Consider the following 19,476-nt stretch of genomic DNA (forward strand, 5'->3'; position numbering starts at 1 on the left):
GATAAATTTGTATAAATTAGCGACAATAAATAAACAAATAAGCAAATGCAAGCAATAGAGGACAAGATACTTAATAAGATGAAAAAGTGCGGGCGGGGTAAGCTGTATTCCGCATCCGATTTCGCTGTGTACGGATCGGCCGTATCGGTTGCGAAGGCATTGGAACGGCTTACCCGAAAAGGCGGTTTGGTCCGTATTGCAAGGGGCCTCTATTGCTATCCCAAAATCGACAGAAAGTTCGGACTGGGCATACAATATCCGACCATCAATGAAATCGCTGAAAAAGTAGCCCGGCAGAGCGAAGCCCGAGTTGTTCCGACGGGTATGCACGCATTGAATGTATTGGGATTGTCTGCCCAGGTACCGATGAACTATGTGTTTTATACGGACGGCAATTCCCGGACGGTCAATCTGTTCAACGGTCGCAAATTGCGATTCAAGCGTGTAGCGCTTAAAAATCTGGCCTATCAGAATAAAACGCTGATGCTTGCCGTGTTCGCTCTGAAGGAGATCGGTCGGCCGCAGGTGACGGAGGAGCACACCGCCCAACTGAAGACGATATTCGCCCGGATTCCGAAGTCGAGCATTCTGCCCGATCTGCGGTTGGTGCCGGCCTGGATTCGTAAAATCATTATGTCGTTCTATGAAGAATAATTTTTGGACGTTTTCCGACGAGCAGAAAAGTATGTTCGTTGCACAGACGAGCGAGCGTGTCGGGCTTCCTCCGCAGGCTGTCGAGAAGGACTGGTGGGTGACGATGACGCTGAAAGCCCTGTTCGAATCGTCGTGCCGGGACTTCATCACCTTCAAGGGCGGTACGTCGTTGAGCAAGGGTTGGCATGTCATAGAACGCTTCTCGGAGGACATCGATATTGCAATCGACAAGTCCTTTTGGGGAATTGCCGGGGACAACAAGTCGCAGCGCGATCGGATTCGGAAACTTTCGCGGGCCTATATCGAGCAGCGGCTCGTTGCGGAAATGCAGGCATTGCTGGAAGGATATGGGGCTTCCGATTTTGAGTTGCGTGCCGTTCCGGCGCAGGACTCCGATGCCGATCCGACGCTGGTGCTGCTGCCGTATCGAAGTATTTATGCGAATATCGAGTATGTGGAATCGCAAATCCGGATCGAATTCAGCTGCCGGTCGATGAAAGAACCGCGTGAGCGGATCGAGATTCGTCCGCTGATTGCCGAGGCATATCCCGATGTATTCGGAGAATTGGTGTTCCCGATTTATGCGGTCGTGCCGACACGGACGTTTTTGGAGAAAGCGTTTTTGCTGCATGAAGAGTTTCAGAAAGAGAATCCGCGCTTCGAGCGAATGACACGCCATCTGTACGATTTGGAGCGGCTGATGGATACGGATTTCGGAAAGGCAGCCTTGGCCGATCCGAGAATGTATGCCGAGATTGTCAGGCATCGCAGCATATTCAATACGATTCGCGGAGTCGATTATCGGACGCACCATCCGAGCCGGATCGATTTTATTCCGCCCGAAAAATTGGCGGAGGTATGGCGCAGGGATTATGAGCGGATGCAGGAGTATTTCATCTATGGAGATTCGCTGCCATACGATCGACTGATCGCGCGGATGGCGGAGTTGCGGGATCGGTTTCGGAAAGTTGTAATGGAGGATGATTTTTTCAGCGAATCGGAATTATGAATCCCGAGTATTATTTCCAGAAAGGTCTTCGTCTGATCGTGGCAAGCGCCGTGATTTTTGCTTTGATCGTTTTGTTCAGCGCCATGGTTTCGCGGGGATTTCCGCTTTGGCTGGCGCTTGTTTTGCTTGTCCCCGCAGGACTTGGCGTGACCGGATTTTACTTTTTCAGCGTGGGCAGTTCGGCGGATCTTTCGGAGCGTTTTTTTCGTCGTTTTGGGTGTAGTCAGCCGAGAGGCGAAGAGAAAACAACGACAGAAGGAGTCGGTTCCGAACAGCGGTGTGAAAGAAGCCCGGACGCGATCGTGCCGGAATCCGCCGTTGTTTCTGCCGATCCGGTTCCGGACGATCGGATTCTCGAAAATGCACTCGCCACCGTCTACGAATATACCGATAAGGATTTGGGCGATGCCGTTGACGGGACGAATCGGCAAATTTTGCGACGACGTTTGCTTTATTTGGCATGTATGGCGCCTGTTCCGAATGATGTGCCGCAGGTTCGGCTTCGGCATGATCGGGTGAGCTATGGGGATTTGTGTCACTACGGTTGGAACGTCTGGAATGCTTTTAAGGGCGCGACCAATCGTTTTTATGACCAGACCGAATTGGCGGAATGGCTGAAAGCGAGCTTCGAGTCTTTGGCCAAATACAATACGAAGACGTTGCGGGCCAAGCTTCGGGCGACGGACGGAGGTTATCGCATCCGATTGATCGATAATCTGAAAGAATATATCCAAAAATAAAGAGCTGTATAAGGATGAGATATTCCCTGCACCCGGTCGGTGCAGGGAATTTTCTTTCTGTTGTCATGTAATTGCAAAATGCTGGTAAGTAGCAATATCTGAAATTGTTTGCCGGTGCAAATGCGGTGATTCGATTGCAAAAACAGGTGCAGGAAAAGCACCTGTTATTTTCGTCGCCGGACCTGCTGTTCGGGTTCGGTTAAATTATCGTATTATGGACTTAAAACAATTGAGTGAGCTGGGCGGTGAAGTGAATGTGACCGTCCGTCTGGAAGATCTCCGGCAATGGCACAAGGAGTTGACGGCAGTCGCGTCGCCGCCGTCCGTAATGCCGGTTCCGCAACACGCGGGCGAATTGTACACGCGAAAACAGACCATCGCGTTGTTGGGTGTCGATTCCTCTACGTTGTGGCGATGGGCCAAGAGCGGTTATCTTGTTCCCGTGGAGTACGGCGGGCAGCGCCGTTATCGCGTGGCGGATGTGCAACGGATTCTAAACGGAGACAGCTATGCCCGCTAAAACAGTGAAAAGAGAAAGCCCCTACCTGCGCGTGGGAACGACCATCTACAAGCGGGTCCGGCAGCCGTTGAGCAGCGGCCGGAGCGTCGAGACGCTCATCCCGTGGAATGTCGAGACCTTGCGTCAGGACTACGGGAAAAGCTATCTGGCCTGCATTCCGAAATACGACGGCTTTTGCACGGTTCCCGACCACACGAACTACCGCCGGGAGATCGACGGTTTCCTGAACCGTTACGAGCCGATTCCCTTTCAGCCCGCCGATGGCATCTTTCCGCACATCCACGACTTTTTCGCTCATATCTTCGGCGAGCAGGTCGAACTGGGGTACGATTATCTGCAACTGCTCTACCTGCGCCCCTTGCAACGGCTGCCGGTATTGTTGCTGGTGTCGGATGAACGCAACACGGGAAAGACGACCTTTCTCAATCTCTTAAAGTCGATCTTCGGCGGAAACGTTACCTTCAATACCAACGAAGATTTCCGTTCGCAATTCAATGACGACTGGATGGGCAAACTGCTGATCTGCGTGGACGAGGTGCTGCTCAACCGCCGCGAAGATTCCGAGAGGATCAAGAACCTATCGACTGCACGCAGCTACAAGGCTGAGGCGAAAGGCCGCGACCGCCGGGAGGTGGAGTTTTTCGGCAAGTTCGTCCTCTGCTCCAACAACGAGCGCAATCCCGTCCTGATCGAGGCTGCGGAAACCCGCTACTGGGTGCGGCGCGTGCCGCCGCTCCCGTATGACGATCAACACCTGCTGGCCAAAATGCGAGCCGAGATACCGGGGCTGCTCTTCTATCTGCAACAACGTATGCTCTCGTCACATGAAGAGAGCCGTATGTGGTTCGCGCCCCGGCTGCTGGTCACCGATGCCTTGCGGCGGATCATACACTACAACCGCAGCAAGACCGAAACCGAAATGCTGTCGATTATTCGCGATATCATGGATGCCGAGAACCTTGCGGAGTATCGGTTCGACGTGAGCGATATGGTCAATATGCTGGAGATACGCGGCATCCGTGTTGACCATCCCACCGTGCGGCGGATTCTTGCCGAAAATTGGCAGCTGCGACCCGCACCACCGACTTACTACCAACGCTATACGATTACCTACAACGGCGAAACGCAGCGGCAGGACAGCAAGACGGCACGGGTCTATACCGTCACGCGGGAACAACTCGGCGGATTGCTGGACGATGCTGCGATGTAAGAATGTTGAAAAAAGGAAGTAGCTTTCTTATTTTCATAATCTTACATCTCTTACAAATCCTCTTACAAAGTCTTACGGGTTCTTTCGGACTTACAGCGCCGGATGCCGTGTAAGAGATATGTAAGACGCCAACCTTTTCTTTCACTGGATTTTACACTTTTTCTCAACAAATTTACGGAAAAAATGACTGTCATACCATACAGCAACCGGATTTCCATCCGTGATTTTCTCGCCTGGCGCGGGATTCAGCCCAAATACGAACGCAACGGCTACGGTATGTATCTTTCACCCTTGCGGGAAGAACGCACGCCGAGTTTCAAAGTGGACTACGTGCAAAATCTCTGGTACGACTTCGGACTGGGCGAAGGCGGTACATTGCTCACCCTCGTGATGCGGTTGGAGCGGTGCGACAGCCGCGAAGCGGTCCGACGGCTGCAAAACGGTGAAAAAGGAGACACGGGGATTGCTTCTATCTCACCGGGTATTGGTGAGCCTCTTGGCGTTGGCGGGGCATTGTCGGTCGTGCGGCCGGCCACCGTCCCCGCGCTCCGCATCCTCTCCGACGCTTCGCTCCGGCATCCGGCATTGGTCGGTTATCTCGCCTCGCGCGGCATCGTCCCGCCGGTCGCCGCGGCATTCTGCCGCGAGGTCCGTTACGAGATAAACGGCCGCGCCTTTTTCGCCGTCGGTTTCCGCAACGATGCCGGAGGGTGAGAGCTGCGCTCCGCACGGTTCAAAGGCGGCTCCTCGCCCAAACATATCACCACCATCGACAACCGTTCCGATACGGTAATCGCTTTCGAGGGATTTATGGATTTCCTCGCTTATCTCTCACTGAAATACCCCGAACGACTGCGCATCGACGCCGCGGTTCTGAACTCGGTCGTCAACCTGCCCAAAGCCGTTCCGTTTATCTCCCGACATCCGGTGATCCGCACCTTCTTCGACAACGACGAAGCAGGACGCAAGGCAACTGCCGATCTGATCCGTCTTTGTCCCCGCAGCGAGGTAATCGACCAAAGCAGTTTTACAAGGACGTAAATGACTATCTGATCGCCCATATAAAAGACCGGCCGAATCTCCCGAAAACGACATCCGACCGGCAGGGTCACCTTTGTCGGAATAATCTGCAAGCCCTGAAAGCGGAACCGGAGGAAATTGAACCACCGCGTCGGAAAGGGATAAAGGTTTAAGGAAGGCAAGGTTGTGTTTTCGTAGACGAAAACTGCGCCTTCCCCGCTGGCCGGCGTAAAATCCCGCTGGTCTGAACAACCTATATAGCATGAACAATCTATCGAAACAACCTGTCATGGAAACACCGAAGAAAACATACAGCAAACAGGGCGGTCGGCCGAAAGTCGGCATCGGCCGCATCTGCAAATACGTCGTCAGCACACGACTCAGCCCCGAACGGAAACTCCGATTCTCGGCCCTTTGCCGCGAGGCCGGGCAACCGCCTGCCGAAGTCCTGCGCCAGCTGATCGACCGAGGAACGGTGAGGGCGCGGATCACCCGTGAACAGCTGGATTTCATGGCCCAACTCAAGGGCATCGCCCGAAATCTGAACCAACTGACCCGGCTGGCCAATGCCAAAGGTCTGGCGGCTGTCAGGGTACGGCATGCGGCGATCGTCACGGCCATCGAAAAACTCCTGAAGCAGATATGCGATGGTCGGTAAGGTCATATCCGCTTCGTCCTTTTCGGGGACGGTAGGCTACGTGATGAAAGAGGAATCCCGGATACTGGAAGCTGAAGGCATTACGCCTCCGGAAGTGAAGGACATGGTGCAGGACTTCAAAGACCAGACCTTATTGAATCCGCGGCTGAAAAACACCGTCGGGCATATCTCGCTGTCTTTCTCACCCAAGGACGCTCCGCGGATGACCGACGCCCTGATGACGCAGATCGCAAAGGAGTACATGCAGAAGATGGGCATCACCGATACGCAATACCTATTGGTGCGCCATCTCGACCAGCCCCATCCGCACTGCCATCTGGTCTACAACCGGGTCGGGAATAACGGGCAGACCATTTCGGACAAGAACATCAAGCTCCGCAGCGCCAAGGTATGCCGGGAGCTGACCGAGAAGTGCGGATTGTATCTCGCACCGGGAAAGGACGACGTGCGGCGGGAGCGGCTGCGCGAACCCGACAAGACCAGATACGAAATCCACGATGCGATCAAAAGGTGTCTGCCCCGATGCGCCGGATGGAAAGGGCTGGAGAAGCAACTGGAAAAACAGGGCATCGGCATCCGTTACAAGTATTGCGGTTCGACTGACCGCAAACAAGGGGTTTTGTTCTCGAAAAACGGCTTCGAGTTCTCCGGATCGAAGATCGACCGGGCTTTCAACTTTACGAAACTCGACAACCGGTTCAACAATATTCAACAACAAACCCAACACCGGGCAACGCTCTTCGGGAACCTCTCGGCGGCGGCAGGCAATTACCGTTCAGCATTTGCAGGGTTGTTCGGCGGTATGGGTAGCAGCGGCACGCGCGAAGAGCCGTCATCGGTAAACCTCGGAAAGGCAGGCGGGATTCCACTGCCGCCGGCCGATTCGCCCGGCGGAGTGTCCGCCAAGCAGTTACAGCGCAAGCCGGGAGAAAGCCCCGAAAAGTATATAGCACGAATCACGGCACTGCTCAACGCCGCGGCCGAGGCGATGGCCATCGCTGCGATGGAGCACCGCCGCAGGATGGAAGAACAGAAAAGAAGAGCCAAAATAAAACTGTAACCGAATTAGAAAATCTCAAAAATCATGAACGACGAAAATAAGATCGGACTCTCGATCGAAATGTACGAAGACCTCAAAGAAACGCTCGTCAAGGCTGTCAAAAGCACCAAAGCCAACGCGGGTCTGGAGAATGCACAGCTGGAACGGATCGAGCGGCTGATAGAGGCCACGGAGCTCTCGCAGGGGCAGGTCGCACAGATGCTCGAACAACTGCAACGGCATACGGCCTTGCCGGGAGTAAAAACCGAGCAGGAGCGGGAATTTACCGACAAATACAACGCTCTGTTGGCGCAGTTAGCGGGTAGGCTGGAGGTGATCGACAAAGAGATCAGGCAGACACATACATTGATAGAGCAGGTGAGGCAAGCTGTCGAAGCAGCGGTAAAGCCCGAAAACCTGCCAGTGCGGGAGCACCGGCATACTTATACGCTCGATATCAGTTCTTCGAAAACATTTTTGACGATGTTCGTCATGCTGGGATGTATTTTCCTGCAAGGCGCATTCATTTACCGAATCTCAGAGAATAATCGGCTGTTAGCTGCGAACGACCTGAAATACCGCTACGTGAAAATGCGTGGTGAGATCAAAGAAAAGGAGCTTATGGAGTTGGAAACGATATTCAGGGATGAGCAGCACACGGCCATACGCGATACCGTCCGAAACCAAGTTGAACGGTACAAAGAAGCCGTAAGGCGGCGGGCAGAACAACTAGAGCGGGCTGCAAGCAAAGAGCGCAAAGCGAAAAAGCTACTTGATGATGCAGCACAGTTGCGGGGAAAATAATTTATTTTCCCCGCTATAATGATTCGTTAATTTTGATTGACCACCTCCATGTTGTTTTGAAAATCAAGCAGTTGTGTTAATCTTGGATTTGTGGGCGTAAATGGTTTGGAGTCAATAATATAGGGGCGAACTTTTGCGTTTTAAAAATACGCATAAAAAAGCCCCTGTTCTTGAAAAGAACGAGGGGCAAAGGATTTTTTGAGGGGGCTGTGTGGGCCCCGGCATGATTGCCGTCCGCAGGCATCGCCCGTTATTTCAGCTTGCAGAGTTTGCGGTCTGCGTCGGTTGCCTCGCGTATGGAGATTGCAAAGCCTCCGCCGCGCGCCATCTCCACGTCGAGTTCCGTGCGTTGTCTGACCTTCCCGGTGCGGATGACATATGCCTGCGGATTGGTCTGGTAATCGGCATCGGGGGCATCGGCGTAGAGCGTCGCCACGTACTCCTTACCGGGATCGAGGTAGTCGAACGGGAGCGTCACCGTACGTCGGTTCTCGTCCGTCACGCCGCCCACGAACCACTCGCCCGTGTCTTTGGCCTTGCGCGCCACGACGATGTAGTCGCCCGGTTCGGCCAGCAGGTAGCGGCTCTCTTCCCAGTCCAGTGCGACGTCCTCGATGAAACGGAACGCATCCATGTATTTCTCATAGTGCTCGGGCAGGTCTGCCGCCATCTGCAGCGGCGAGTACATCGTCACGTACAACGCCAGCTGGTTGGCGAGCGTCGCGTTGACGTGCGAGTGGTTGCCGGGGTTGACCTCCGCGACGTCCATCACGAAGATGCCGGGCGTGTAGTCCATCGGGCCGCCCTGCAGGCGCGTGAAGGGCAGGATCGTCACATGGTGGGGCTTCGAGCCGCCGAACGCCTGGTACTCCGTGCCGCGTGCCGACTCGTTGCCGATCAGGTTGGGGTAGGTGCGGCAGAGGCCCGTCGGGCGCACCGCCTCGTGGGCGTTGACCATGATCTTGTGGTCGGCGGCCCGGCGGACGGCATAGAGGTAGTGGTTGTTCATCCACTGCCCGTAATGGTGCTCGCCGCGGGGCAGGATGTCGCCCACGTACCCGCTCTTGACCGAGTTGTACCCGTATTTGTCCATCAGGCGGTAGGCCGCTTCCATGTGGCGTTCGTAGTTGCGCACCGAAGCCGACGTTTCATGGTGCATCATCAGCCGGATGCCTTTCCCGTGCGCATATTCGTTCAGTGCGGCGATGTCGAAATCGGGGTAGGGGGTCACGAAATCGAAGACGTAATCCTTCGTGTGCCCGAACCAGTCCTCCCAGCCGACGTTCCAGCCTTCGACGAGCAGCTGGTCGAACCCGTGTGCCGCCGCGAAGTCGATGTACCGCTTCACGTTCTCGTTCTCGGCGCCGTGGCGGCCGCTGGGCCTGCATCGGGCGTAATCCGTCACGCCGAGCTGTACCGACGGCACGTCGCGCGTATAGGCCCAGTCGCTCTTGCCGGTGATCATTTCCCACCATACGCCCATGTATTTCACGGGCTTGATCCACGAGGTGTCGTCATAGGCGCACGGCTCGTTGAGGTTCAGGATCAGCTTCGAGGCGAGGATGTCGCGGGCGTCGTCCGAGACCGTCACCGTGCGCCACGGGGTATGGCAGGGCGCCTGCATGTAGCCTTTCCACCCCTGTGCGTCGGGCGTAAGGTGCGAGGTGAAGATGAAATTCCGGTCGTCCAGGTCGAGGTGCATGCACGCATAGTCGACCAGCGCCGCTTCGTGGATGTTGATGTAGAGCCCGTCGTCGCTCTTCATCTGCAGGGCCGTCTGTACGCCCGTGGGCGAGAAGGGCGTCTGCGACGAGTTGGGCGTGATGGCGCCGGGCATCAGCTCCCGTATCTGCGAGAGTTTCGACTCCGTGTAGTCGTACTCCTGCGTGTCGTAGTCGCCCGGGATCCAGAACGCCGTGTGGTCGCCCGCCATGGCGAACTGTGTTTTCTCCTCGCCGATGACGAAATAGGTCAGCGACTCCTGTTCGGGGAATTCGTAGCGGAATCCGAGCCCGTCGTCGTAGAGCCGGAAGCGGATCGTCATGTCGCGGCCTGTCGCGGCCTGCCGCAGCGTGACGGCCATTTCGTTATAGCGGTCGCGGATCTCGGCCTGCTCGCCCCATACGGGACGCCATGTCTGGTCGGACTCGCTGCGGGCCACCTGCCCGAGGGTGAACCCGTCGTAGAGCGATACCGGGCGCCCTGGTTCGCCCTTGCGGATTTCAGCCCCGAATTCCAGCTTTGGGGCTTCGCCGCGCAGTTCGAGCCCCATGCCGCTGGGCAGGATCACGGGGCGCTCCTTGTAATCGAGCGTATAGGTGGGGCGGCCTCCATCCGCCAGGCTGAACTCCAGGCGGAGGCGGCCGTCGGGCGAGAGGAGCGTCTCCTGTGCCGTGCAGGCTGCACCGGCCAGCAGCGCGGAGATATATAAAAATATTTTCTTCATGGTTCGGTCTTGTTATTTACGTTTGAATTCTACGATCAGCGCCTGCCGCGGGCCGACCGTGGTGGTATCGTCCACCTCCGTGGCTTTGCCCGTCAGGACGTTGCGCCCGTCGCTCAGCCCCGAGGCGATCTCGGCATAGTGCGACCACGGCACCTGTTTCTTGCCCCGCGAGTTGTTGATGAAGACGAATACCGCGTCGGTGTCGTCATAACGGAAATAGGCGTAGGTGTTGTCGCGCGAGAGGAAGTGCATCGTGCGGCCGTTGTGGATCACGGGCTTCGACTTGCGCCATTGGAAGAGCCGCTGCGTGTAGTCGAAGAGCCCCGCCTGTACGGCATCGCGCTGCGCCGGGTCGAACAGGTTCACCGCGTCGCCCTCCCAGCCGCCGGGGAAATCCACGCGCAGCCCGCCGTGTCCCTGCGAGAGGTCTTTCGAGGTGAACATCATCTCGTCGCCCGAGAATATCTGCGGGATGCCGCGCATCGTGGCCAGCATCGCCATCGAGAGTTTCAGCCGGTCGGGGTTTCTGCGTACGATGTCGCCGATGCGGTCGGTGTCGTGGTTGGCGACGAAGATCATCATTTTCGACAGGTCATGGTAGACGAAATCGTGCGACAGGCAGTCGTAGACGCGCGTCATGCCCTCGCCCCAGCGGAGCGAGTCGGTGGGCAGCGCCCGGCAGATGGCCTCCTGCAGCGGGAAATCCATGATCGACGGCAGGTGCGAGTCGAAGCCGTCCTTGTTGGGATTGCCGCCCTGCCAGTATGCCAGTTGCGGGATCGACGACGTCCAGCATTCGCCCACGATGTTGAAATCGGGGTATTCCCTGCGTACGGCCGCGCACCACTCGCTCATCGGCACCTTCTCGTTGTAGGGGTAGGTGTCGACGCGGAACCCGTCCAGGCCGGCATACTCGATCCACCACACGGCCCATTGCTTGAAATATTGCAGCACATAGGGATTGTCGAGGTTCATGTCGGGCATCGACGGCACGAACCAGCCGCTCTCCTGCAGGTCGAGGTCGTAGCGCGAAGCGTTGGGATCCATGTTCGTCGAGAAGCAGACGTTCGTCCCGGTGTATTCGGGGAACTGGTGTATCCAGTCTCTGAAAGGCAGGTCTTTCATCCACCAGTGGCCCGTGCCGCAGTGGTTGGTGACGATGTCCATAATCACCTTCAGCCCGTGCTCGTGGGCTTTGCCGACGAACTCCCTATACAGTTCGTTCGAGCCGAACCGGGGGTCTATGCGGTAGTAGTCGCCGCAGGCGTAGCCGTGGTACGAACCTTCGGGTTCGTCGTCCAGCAGCAGCGGCGTGGGCCATACGGCCGTGGCGCCCAGCCCTGCGATGTAATCCAGGTGGTCGATCATCCCCTGCAGGTCGCCCCCGTGGCGGCCGAAGAAGGCGCTGCGGTCGGCGCGCTCCCGCGTGTGGGGCGTCGAGTCGTTCGACGCATCGCCGTTGGCGAAGCGGTCGGGCATCAGGAGGTAGATCATGTCGGCCGTGGTGAAACTCTTGCGTGCGACCGAGCCTTCGGCGCGTGCCGCGATCTCATAGGGAACCTTGAACTGTCGTTCCCCCTGCGAGAATACGAGGTAGTAGGTGCCCGGCTCCGCGTCGGGTTTCACCTCCACGTCCACGAATAGGTAATTGGGACTGTCGGCTTTGTGGCGGGCCTTCACCCCGACGCCCTGTCCGCCTTCGATGCGGACGTCGTATGCCGCGATGCCGGCCCCGTTGACGAGCAACTGGAGCGGGGTCTGCATCCCCGTCCACCACGAGAGGGGTTCGACGCGGGTAACCTCGCCCGAGGCGTCTGCCACCGAGGCGGGGTCGAATGCGGACTGTCCTGTCCCTGTGCAGGAGAGCAGTCCGGCTGCTGCGAGTGTCATGAAAAATCGGTTCAAAATATCGTCGTTTGTAAAGTTAGCAAAAAATCGGTTTCCAGCGATTCCCGTTTCGCCCGGGGCATCCCTGTGCTTCTCGTGCGCATCCCTGTGCTTCTCGGATGGTTTACTGTCTATTCCCGTCGGGTTCTATCGGGTTCCCGGCGGGTTCCCGGCGCTGTTTCCGCGCATCCCCGGCGCATGTCCGCAACTTTTATCTCCTGTCTTGTGCGAAGACCAGCCATTGCCATGCGGGAAGCACGGTGCGGGTGCCGCCCGTGTATTCCTTCCCGGTGAAGAACTCGCGGCGCGAGCCCTCGAACGGCAGGTCGAATGCGACCTCCTCCGCACTGAGGTTCGCAGCGACTGTCACCTCGTTGCCGCCGGCCGTACGGGAAAACAGCATCAGGCCGTCGGGTGTTCGTTCGCCGAGCGGGTATGCGGCCTGCCCGCCGCGTTCCCCGGCTGCGAGCGCCGGGTTCTCGTGGCGCAGCCGGATCAGGGCGGCGTAGAAATCCGTAAATCCGTTGCGTTCCCACGCGGGGACGGGGTCTTTCTCGAAGAACTCGAAGCGGTGGTCGAACCCCATCTCCTGTCCGGTATAGACGAGCGGCTGCCCGTTGGGCAGCGTGAAGGTCAGCAACGCCATCACGCGTGCCGCGTCGCCCATGCGCTCGAATTCCGTCCCGGCCCACGAGTTTTCGTCGTGGTTCGAGGTGAACATCAGGCGGAACGCCTCGCGCGGCATGGCAGCGGCATCCCTGGCGACGTAGGCACGCAGGTCTGCGGCGCTTTTCCGTCCCTGTGCGATATCGTTCAGCAGGTGGTGCAGCTCCCACGCATACGAGGCGTCGAACGCCCCGTCGTGCAATGCGGGGGCTTCGCCCTCGGCGAGCAGGTAGATGCCGGGGTACTCTTTCCGCAGTGCGGGCAGCGTCTGCTGCCAGAAGTCGATGGGTACCTCGCACGCCATGTCGCAGCGGAATCCGTCGATGCCGCGGTCGAGCCAGAAACGCATGGCGGCCGCCATTGCGGCACGCATGTCCGCGTTGCCGTAGTCGAGCTTGGCGATGTCCGTCCAGTCGTACTGCACGATGGTGTTGCCCTGCGAGTCACGTACATACCAGTCGGCCGGGCGCTCCTCGATCCAGCGGGCATCGGGCGAGGTGTGGTTGGCCACCCAGTCCAGGATCACGCGCAGCCCGAGTCTGTGGGCTTCGGCCAGGAACCGGTCGAAATCCTCCAGCGTGCCGAATTCGGGGTTGACGGCTTCGTAGTCGGAGATGGCGTAGTACGAGCCGAGGGTTCCCTTGCGCTCCTTGACGCCGATGGGGTAGACGGGCATCAGCCAGACGATGTCCACGCCCAGTTCTCTGAGCCGGGGCAGGTGGCGTGCGGCCGCCGCCAGCGTCCCTTCGGGGGTGTACTGGCGCACGTTCATTTCGTAGACGACCGAGTTGTAACTCCAGTCGGGGTGGGCGGCCGGTTGCTGCGGCCGTGTGCCGCAGGCAACCAGTACCATTGCGAGAAGTAATGCGGGCAAGCGTTTCATGGCGTGTCGTTTAGAGCGTGAATACCACCGACGACCAGGCGCCCATGAGCAGTTTCGACGAAGCGTCGCCGCGCTGAAGTTTCACTTCACCTGAGACGCCTACGGCCTTGTCCGGTTGGTCGGTAAGGGTCAGTATCTGCTCCTCCCGGCCGAAGTTGTGCACGACGAGCATCCGTTCGCCGTCCAGCTCGCGGTACCAGGCCGCGATGGATTGCTGCGAGGTGTTGCCGTCGTTGTAGACCGGGTGTTTGACCATCTTGCCCTGCGCCAGCACGGGGTAGGTGTTGCGCAGCCGGGCGAACGTGCGGTAGAGGTTGAGCAGCGAACCGTCGTCGTCGGCCTGTGCCTCGACCGAGATCGCCGGGGTCAGCATCTGCATGTCGATCTTGCCCGAGAGGCTTCCCGAAGCCAGTTCGTTGCCCGCCTTGTCCCACAGGATCGGGGTGCGGACATATTCGTCGCCGTTGGATTTGGTGCCCCAGTACCCGAGCTCTTCGCCCTGGTAAATGTAGGGTGCGCCCTGCGCCGTGAGCAGCACGGCGGCCGCCACCTTCATCTTTTCGGCGGACTGTCCCAGGTCGGAGCCCGTGCGATCCTCGTCGTGGTTCGAAAGTTTCGTGGCTTCGATATAATCGCTGCGGTACTGTGCGTAGAGGGGCTGCACGTCGAGGATGTCCTTGACGAAATAGCATCCGATGCCGTTTTGCAGCGCCCATTTGAGCTTGTACCAGAACGTGAATTCGAACAGCGCCGGCAGCCCCCGGTAATAGGGTGCCGCCTTGTCCGCTTCGTCGAGCATCTCGCCCACCATGTAGAAATCGCCCTCTCCGCCGGCGGCCTTGTAGCTCTCGTTCATGCGGTCGTAGAATTTCTTGAGGAACGTGGGGTTCTCGTCGTTGTAGGCGTTGTGGTAGATGTGCTTCACGGCATCGAGGCGGAACCCGTCCACGCCCATGCGTACCCACTTGTCGGCCGCTTCGGTGACGGCCTTGAACGCCCCGGACTGCTCGGCCTCGGCGGCCTTGCCGTAGTTGAGGTCGGCGAATGCCGCCGTCCAGAAGTGCGAATGGTACATCGTCGGCAGCGAGAACTGCACGTTGGCCGGATCGGCCGAGCGGTTCGACATCAGGGTGAAGGGCTCCCCGAACCGGATGATCGTCCGGTTGTCGGGGGCGCCGTATTTGGTGCCTGCGGCCCACGACGTGGTCGAGGTGCGGACGAGGAATCCCCAGTCGGAATCGAAGTCGAGCGTCAGTTCGTAACTGTTGCCGCCCCTGGCGTAGAAGCGTTTGCTCGTGCCGTTGCCGAAATAGAGGTATTTGTCGTCCGCGCCGCCCTGCGTATTGTCCGCATCCGCGGCATCGGTCGTTTCGGTAACGGTCACCGTCGGGCTGTCGGCATTTGTCCAGTCGAGCACGAACTTGAAGCGCCCGGCGGCACCCGCCCCCGTGTCGGTCGAGAACCATTGTCCGGCATCGTAGCCTGCGGCGCCTTCCGTGGCGATCTGGTCGATCCGCCCGGCCGCGATGTCGGCCTGCGGGTCTTCGGAGAAGATATAGCGGTCACGGTAAGGGCTCCCTTCGGACGCGGCGGCCGATTTGAACCACGGGTGGTCTTTGCCCGTATGGTTGAGCACGTAATCCAGGTAGACCCGGATGCCGCGGGCATGGGCCGCGTCGATGAATGCCCTCAGGTCGGCGTCCGACCCGAAGGCGGGGTTGACCGCCTCGTAGTCGAGCACGTCGTAACCGTGGTACGAAGCCGCCGGATGGATCGGTGAGAGCCACACGGCCGAGGCGCCGAGTGCGTCGATGTAGTCGAGCCGCCGGGTCAGCCCCGGCAGGTCGCCCACCTTGTCGCCGTTGCCGTCGGCAAAGCTGTATACCAGCAGCTGGTAGCTTATGTCGGCGCGTTTGCGGTTGTCCCACGCATCGGGCTGGGCGACGACCTGCTCGCCCTCGAAATCCTGGGAGGCATCGCCGCTCTGTGTCACGGTGACGACGACCGGATCGCAGCCCGGGGCGGTGAAGGTAAGCGTCGCGGAGCGTTTCGACGACTCGTTTGCGGTCGCCGTGACCGCGAACGACGTGGAGGTTTTGCCCGATGTGAGGGCCGGTGTGCACCATGCGGTATTGTCGCTCTGCGTCAGCGACCACGCGCCCGCATCGGTGCGCAGGTCGAGCAGCCGGCTGCCGCCTGCGGCTTCGAATTCTATCTCCGCGGGGGTCACGGAGAGCATACTGCCGCCGGTATCGCCGGTCTTGTCGTCGCTGCACGACACGGATACGGAAAGTACGAGTGCCAGCAGCAGGAAAAGAAATTTTTTCATAGCGGAATCTCGGTTAAAGTTCGTTTCGGGGCCTGCCGTCCGGTCAGGGGCGGCAGGCCAGAAACGGGACGGCAATCTCTGTGTGCCGTCCCGTGAAAGGGTGGCCGTTATTCGGCCTCTGCCGGGGTCTTGCCCTCGGACATGATGTATATCTGCGAATTCGCGAGGTCGAAATAGATGTCGTAGGTGCCGTCGAGCTGGACTTTCATGTTCTGCGAACCGCCGCTGGTGATGATGTCGACGGCCTTGTTGATGTCGACCGCACCGCCCGACGCCGTGCCGTAGTTCTTGGAGTCGTCCCAGGCGTTGTTGAAGCGGATCTTGAATTCGCTGGCGGTGGTCAGGACTACGCCTTTGCGAACGAGGTAGGCGCCCTCCTCGCTCATGGAGAAATCGCCCAGGTCACCCCATCCGGTGATGTTGCCGACCAGTCCCCATGTGTCGGCGACCAGCTCGGGCTTGGCGCCTGCGGCCATCACGTAGGCGCGTCCCGCCTCGGGCAGCAGCCAGTAGTCGTACGTGCCGGCTTCGGCGATCACGGCATTGACCTTGTCGGCGGAAACCTTGAAGGCCGAGCCGATCGTGCAGGTGTAGGGGCTGCTGCCGGCGAATGCGGCGTCGGCCCCGATCCACTGCGACTCGTCGCCGCTCTTGAAGAGGAATTCCGAGTTGGCGGCTACCTCGACCCCTGCGGCCTTGTAGGCCACGATGTTCGAGCTGGCGCTCTCCATGGCCGTCGGGCCCCAGTCGGGGGTTGCGACGGTCTGGCCGTGGATGTACCAGTCGGCCTTTTCCGGCCCCGGGTCGGGTTCTTCGCCGCCGCCCGTGCCGTAGTCGCCGGCATTGAGTTCGTAGGTGATCTCCGCAGAGTTGTTCAGGGTTGCGTATACGCGGTAGTTGCCCGCCGTGGCCTTGATGTTGTCGCCGTTCTGCGAAAGGCGTCCGTCCGCCCCGCCGAAGTTTATCGCCCAGTCGTTGTCCGCACGGAATTTGAATTCCCCGGCGGTCAGTGTGACGTCGACCCAGAAACGCTGTTTTTGGGTGTCGAAATTCATCTCCGTGTCGGTGTCCCAGCCGCCCGGAGTGGCATCGCCGATAATACCCATCGAGTTGAACGACAGCTTATTGCTTAACGTTAATGTCGAACGGTCGAATACGAAGCGGTAGAAGCGCTTGGAATAGACCATGATGTTTCCGGAACCGCCGCTGGAGATCAGCGTGATCGACGGGGCTTCCGTTTCCGGAGCCGCAGCATCACCGTCGGTGCCCCAGTTGCAGGCATCGTTCCAACCGGCTTCGCCGCTCAGTTTGAAGCCGTTGGCGGCTTTTTCGCCCAAGTCAACGATAGCTTCGTAGGTGACCTCGTCGCCGGAGAAACAGAACAGTCCCTGTGCGTTGTCGAAATTCCAGCCGCAGTAATCGCCGATTACCCAGACCTGGGGATAGGTACGCTCGGCCGTCGTCACGGTCATGCGGACGGTGGCGGGGGCGGAGTAGAATTTTTCGAAGTCGGTGCCGATCGTGGCGCTGATGTAGAAATCCACGTCCGTAGGTTCGCCCGAGGGAACCCCCAGGCCGCCGTCTTCCACGGACAGCGCAAGGATGTTGTTGAGGCTTTCATAGGTCTGTTCCGACGAGGTGCCGTTCATTCCCGTGAAGAGCACCAGTTTCGCACCGTCGTTGTACGAGGCTTCGATCGAGTAGTTGATCTGGGTGCGGACGCCGAAGTCGGCGGCGTCCCAGGTGAAGGTCTGCGTCGAGCCCATGTTGTCGGGCGTAATGACGATCTCCCCGGGCAGCGCATGCAGCACGGGCGCCACGACCTTGTCGGGGTCGTAGGCCTTTACCTCGTCGAGCTTTTGGCAGGCGGAGAGGAGCCCCGTCGCAGCCGCCAGCATCATCGCATATCGTGTAATTTTCATAGTCGTACGATTTTTAGGGTTGGTTATTTATCGGTTGCGTTTCCGTAGCCGGGATTCTGGTGCAGTTCGGGGTTGGAAGCGAGCTCCGACGAAGGGATGGCAAAGATTTTCATGTAATCATCGAACCCCTGTCCGGTGAAGGTGCCGCCCTTGTATGTCCAGAGGAACGACGGGGTGGTGAACTTGCCGTAGCGGATCAGGTCGGTGCGGCGGTGCCCCTCCCACATCAGCTCGCGGGCACGCTCCTCGAGCAGGTAGTCGGCCGTGACCGACGAGGGGGCCGATACCCCGGCGCGGTCGGTCAGCTCCTTGAGCTTCGGCAGCGCGGTGTTGGCCTGTCCCAGGTTCATGCAGGCCTCGGCGTAGATCAGGTAGATCTCGCCCAGGCGGATCATCGGGAAGTCGATGTCGCTGTATGCCTTCGATGCAGCCGTGGCAAGGAATTCGTCGTTGGTCATGTCGTGGGGGATATTGTTGAACTTGAGGCAAGTCCACCCGTTGAGGAAGACATAGAGCGCATCGTTCATCGACTCCTGGCGGCCTTTGATGTAGAACATTCCGCCGCGTTTGTCGTTGACCGTATATTCGCCCGTGGTGTAGTCCGCGTTGCGGGCGTTGAAATATTTCTGTACGTATTCGTAGGGTACGCGGATGCCGGCCCAGCCGTTGTTCACGCCGTTGATCTTCTGTTCGGCCGTCACGTCGGTGGCGGCGATGGCTGCCAGCGTCAGGTACGACGTGCCGCCGTAGGACTGCGTCTGCTCGGCGTCGTATGCCACGCCGAAGATGATCTCCTTCAGGGCGTCGGCGTTCTCGCCGTTGTCGCCGCGGAAGAGGTCGGAATACTCCGGGCAGAGCGAGTAGCCCATGCCGAAGATCGCTTCGCAGGCGGATTTGGCCTCCGTCCACATCGGGGTGCCGGCATAAACCTCGGCATTGAGGTACATGCGGGCCAGCAGGCCGTTGACCGCACCCTTGTCGGCACGCGGGTAGTTCGAGCGTGCGGCAGGCATCGCGCTTTCGTCCGAAGCCAGGTCGGTCAGCTCCGAGATGCAGTAGTCAAAGACATCCTTGCGCGAGGCCTGTTTGGGGTTCACACCGCCGCCGAAGGGCGAGGTCTCGGTCGTAAACGGCACGTCGCCGAACACGTCGAGGGCGATCCAGTAGAAATAGGCGCGCAGGAAACGGGCCTCGGCACGGAAGCTCTGGATCCTGGCGGCCAGTTCGCTGCTCACGCCGCGGTCGGAGAGTTTGTCCGAGGCGGTCTGGCGCAGGTACTCGTTCACGTAGGCGATGCCCTGCAACGTACGTACGTAGACGGCGTAGGTCGCGTCGTTGTCGGCGTCGGACCACGTGTCGGTATTCATGGCGCGAACCCAGGCGTCGTTCTCCCAGGCGCATTTGCAGGCGTCGGCCGTAACCTCCTGGATCGTCCAGAATGCGCGGATGAGCTCCGAGGCGCCGCCGTCGCTGACCTGCAGGTCGGTGGTGTCGTTCGAGACGAAATTGAAATAGAGTTTGGTGAGCCCGGCCAGGTAGCCGTTCTCGTCTTTCCCGTAGACGGTCTCCGAGGTCGAGTCGGACGGGTTGAGGGGCAGGGTGTCGAGATCCCCGATGCACGAAGTGAGCAGCATCGTTGCGCCTGCCGCCGCCAAGGCGAAATGTTTTATGTCGATTTTCATGGTTCGT

General features: G+C 59.0%; 16 protein-coding genes. 10 read left to right on the forward strand and 6 right to left on the reverse strand.

Translation table 11 applies throughout. From position 1 onward, the window contains the following. Positions 1-45 precede the first annotated feature (45 nt). The 10 genes from ALFI_RS09380 (at position 46) to ALFI_RS09420 (ending at position 7,654) form a co-directional block, all read left to right on the forward strand. A complete protein-coding gene (locus ALFI_RS09380; protein WP_014775637.1) occupies positions 46-654 on the forward strand; it encodes a DUF6088 family protein in 609 nt (202 codons plus the stop codon). Next, positions 644-1,663: a nucleotidyl transferase AbiEii/AbiGii toxin family protein gene (locus ALFI_RS09385; protein ID WP_014775638.1), complete on the forward strand. Its 1,020-nt coding sequence runs from the start codon at positions 644-646 to the stop codon at positions 1,661-1,663. The genes ALFI_RS09380 and ALFI_RS09385 overlap by 11 nt, the downstream gene beginning before the upstream one ends. Next, complete coding sequence (locus ALFI_RS09390) at positions 1,660-2,403, forward strand: hypothetical protein (protein ID WP_014775639.1); 744 nt, start codon at positions 1,660-1,662, stop codon at positions 2,401-2,403. The genes ALFI_RS09385 and ALFI_RS09390 overlap by 4 nt, the downstream gene beginning before the upstream one ends. A gap of 214 nt (positions 2,404-2,617) precedes the next feature. Beyond that, a complete protein-coding gene (locus ALFI_RS09395; RefSeq protein ID WP_014775640.1) occupies positions 2,618-2,923 on the forward strand; it encodes a helix-turn-helix domain-containing protein in 306 nt (101 codons plus the stop codon). Further along, complete coding sequence (locus tag ALFI_RS09400; protein ID WP_009597055.1) at positions 2,913-4,133, forward strand: primase-helicase family protein; 1,221 nt, start codon at positions 2,913-2,915, stop codon at positions 4,131-4,133. The genes ALFI_RS09395 and ALFI_RS09400 overlap by 11 nt, the downstream gene beginning before the upstream one ends. A 183-nt stretch (positions 4,134-4,316) precedes the next feature. Then, entirely contained in the window at positions 4,317-4,847 is a 531-nt protein-coding gene (locus tag ALFI_RS17445; RefSeq protein ID WP_229028858.1) for a CHC2 zinc finger domain-containing protein, read from the forward strand. A 96-nt stretch (positions 4,848-4,943) separates the two neighbouring features. Then, entirely contained in the window at positions 4,944-5,174 is a 231-nt protein-coding gene (locus tag ALFI_RS17450; RefSeq protein WP_229028857.1) for a toprim domain-containing protein, read from the forward strand. A 268-nt stretch (positions 5,175-5,442) separates the two neighbouring features. Next, positions 5,443-5,811 carry a MobC family plasmid mobilization relaxosome protein gene (locus ALFI_RS09410; RefSeq protein WP_009597001.1) on the forward strand — a complete coding sequence of 123 codons (369 nt, stop codon included), beginning with the start codon at positions 5,443-5,445 and terminating at the stop codon, positions 5,809-5,811. Beyond that, positions 5,801-6,871: a relaxase/mobilization nuclease domain-containing protein gene (locus ALFI_RS09415; RefSeq protein ID WP_009597064.1), complete on the forward strand. Its 1,071-nt coding sequence runs from the start codon at positions 5,801-5,803 to the stop codon at positions 6,869-6,871. The genes ALFI_RS09410 and ALFI_RS09415 overlap by 11 nt, the downstream gene beginning before the upstream one ends. Before the next feature lie 24 nt (positions 6,872-6,895). Further along, the gene (locus ALFI_RS09420) at positions 6,896-7,654 is read left to right on the forward strand and encodes a hypothetical protein (protein WP_014775641.1); all 759 of its coding nucleotides are present in this window, start codon (positions 6,896-6,898) and stop codon (positions 7,652-7,654) included. Positions 7,655-7,904: 250 nt separating this feature from the next. Here ALFI_RS09420 and ALFI_RS09425 read toward each other — a convergent pair whose 3' ends face one another. The 6 genes from ALFI_RS09425 to ALFI_RS09450 form a co-directional block, all read right to left on the reverse strand. Then, the gene (locus ALFI_RS09425; RefSeq protein ID WP_009597069.1) at positions 7,905-10,100 is read right to left on the reverse strand and encodes a glycoside hydrolase family 97 protein; all 2,196 of its coding nucleotides are present in this window, start codon (positions 10,098-10,100) and stop codon (positions 7,905-7,907) included. 12 nt (positions 10,101-10,112) lie between these two features. Next, positions 10,113-11,990, reverse strand: a complete 1,878-nt coding sequence (locus ALFI_RS09430; RefSeq protein ID WP_014775642.1) for a glycoside hydrolase family 13 protein — start codon at positions 11,988-11,990, stop codon at positions 10,113-10,115. Between the two features lie 208 nt (positions 11,991-12,198). Beyond that, positions 12,199-13,506 (reverse strand): alpha-amylase family glycosyl hydrolase, encoded by a 1,308-nt coding sequence (locus tag ALFI_RS09435; RefSeq protein ID WP_015545742.1) that lies wholly within the window; start codon positions 13,504-13,506, stop codon positions 12,199-12,201. Positions 13,507-13,546: 40 nt separating this feature from the next. Then, positions 13,547-15,865, reverse strand: a complete 2,319-nt coding sequence (locus ALFI_RS09440; protein ID WP_014775644.1) for an alpha-amylase family glycosyl hydrolase — start codon at positions 15,863-15,865, stop codon at positions 13,547-13,549. Positions 15,866-15,972: 107 nt separating this feature from the next. Continuing rightward, positions 15,973-17,787 carry a SusF/SusE family carbohydrate-binding protein gene (locus tag ALFI_RS09445; RefSeq protein WP_009596999.1) on the reverse strand — a complete coding sequence of 605 codons (1,815 nt, stop codon included), beginning with the start codon at positions 17,785-17,787 and terminating at the stop codon, positions 15,973-15,975. 23 nt (positions 17,788-17,810) lie between these two features. Next, positions 17,811-19,469 carry a RagB/SusD family nutrient uptake outer membrane protein gene (locus ALFI_RS09450; RefSeq protein WP_014775645.1) on the reverse strand — a complete coding sequence of 553 codons (1,659 nt, stop codon included), beginning with the start codon at positions 19,467-19,469 and terminating at the stop codon, positions 17,811-17,813. Positions 19,470-19,476 lie beyond the last annotated feature (7 nt).

Origin of the sequence: Alistipes finegoldii DSM 17242 (genome assembly GCF_000265365.1) — a bacterium.
GTDB classification, from domain to species: domain Bacteria; phylum Bacteroidota; class Bacteroidia; order Bacteroidales; family Rikenellaceae; genus Alistipes; species Alistipes finegoldii.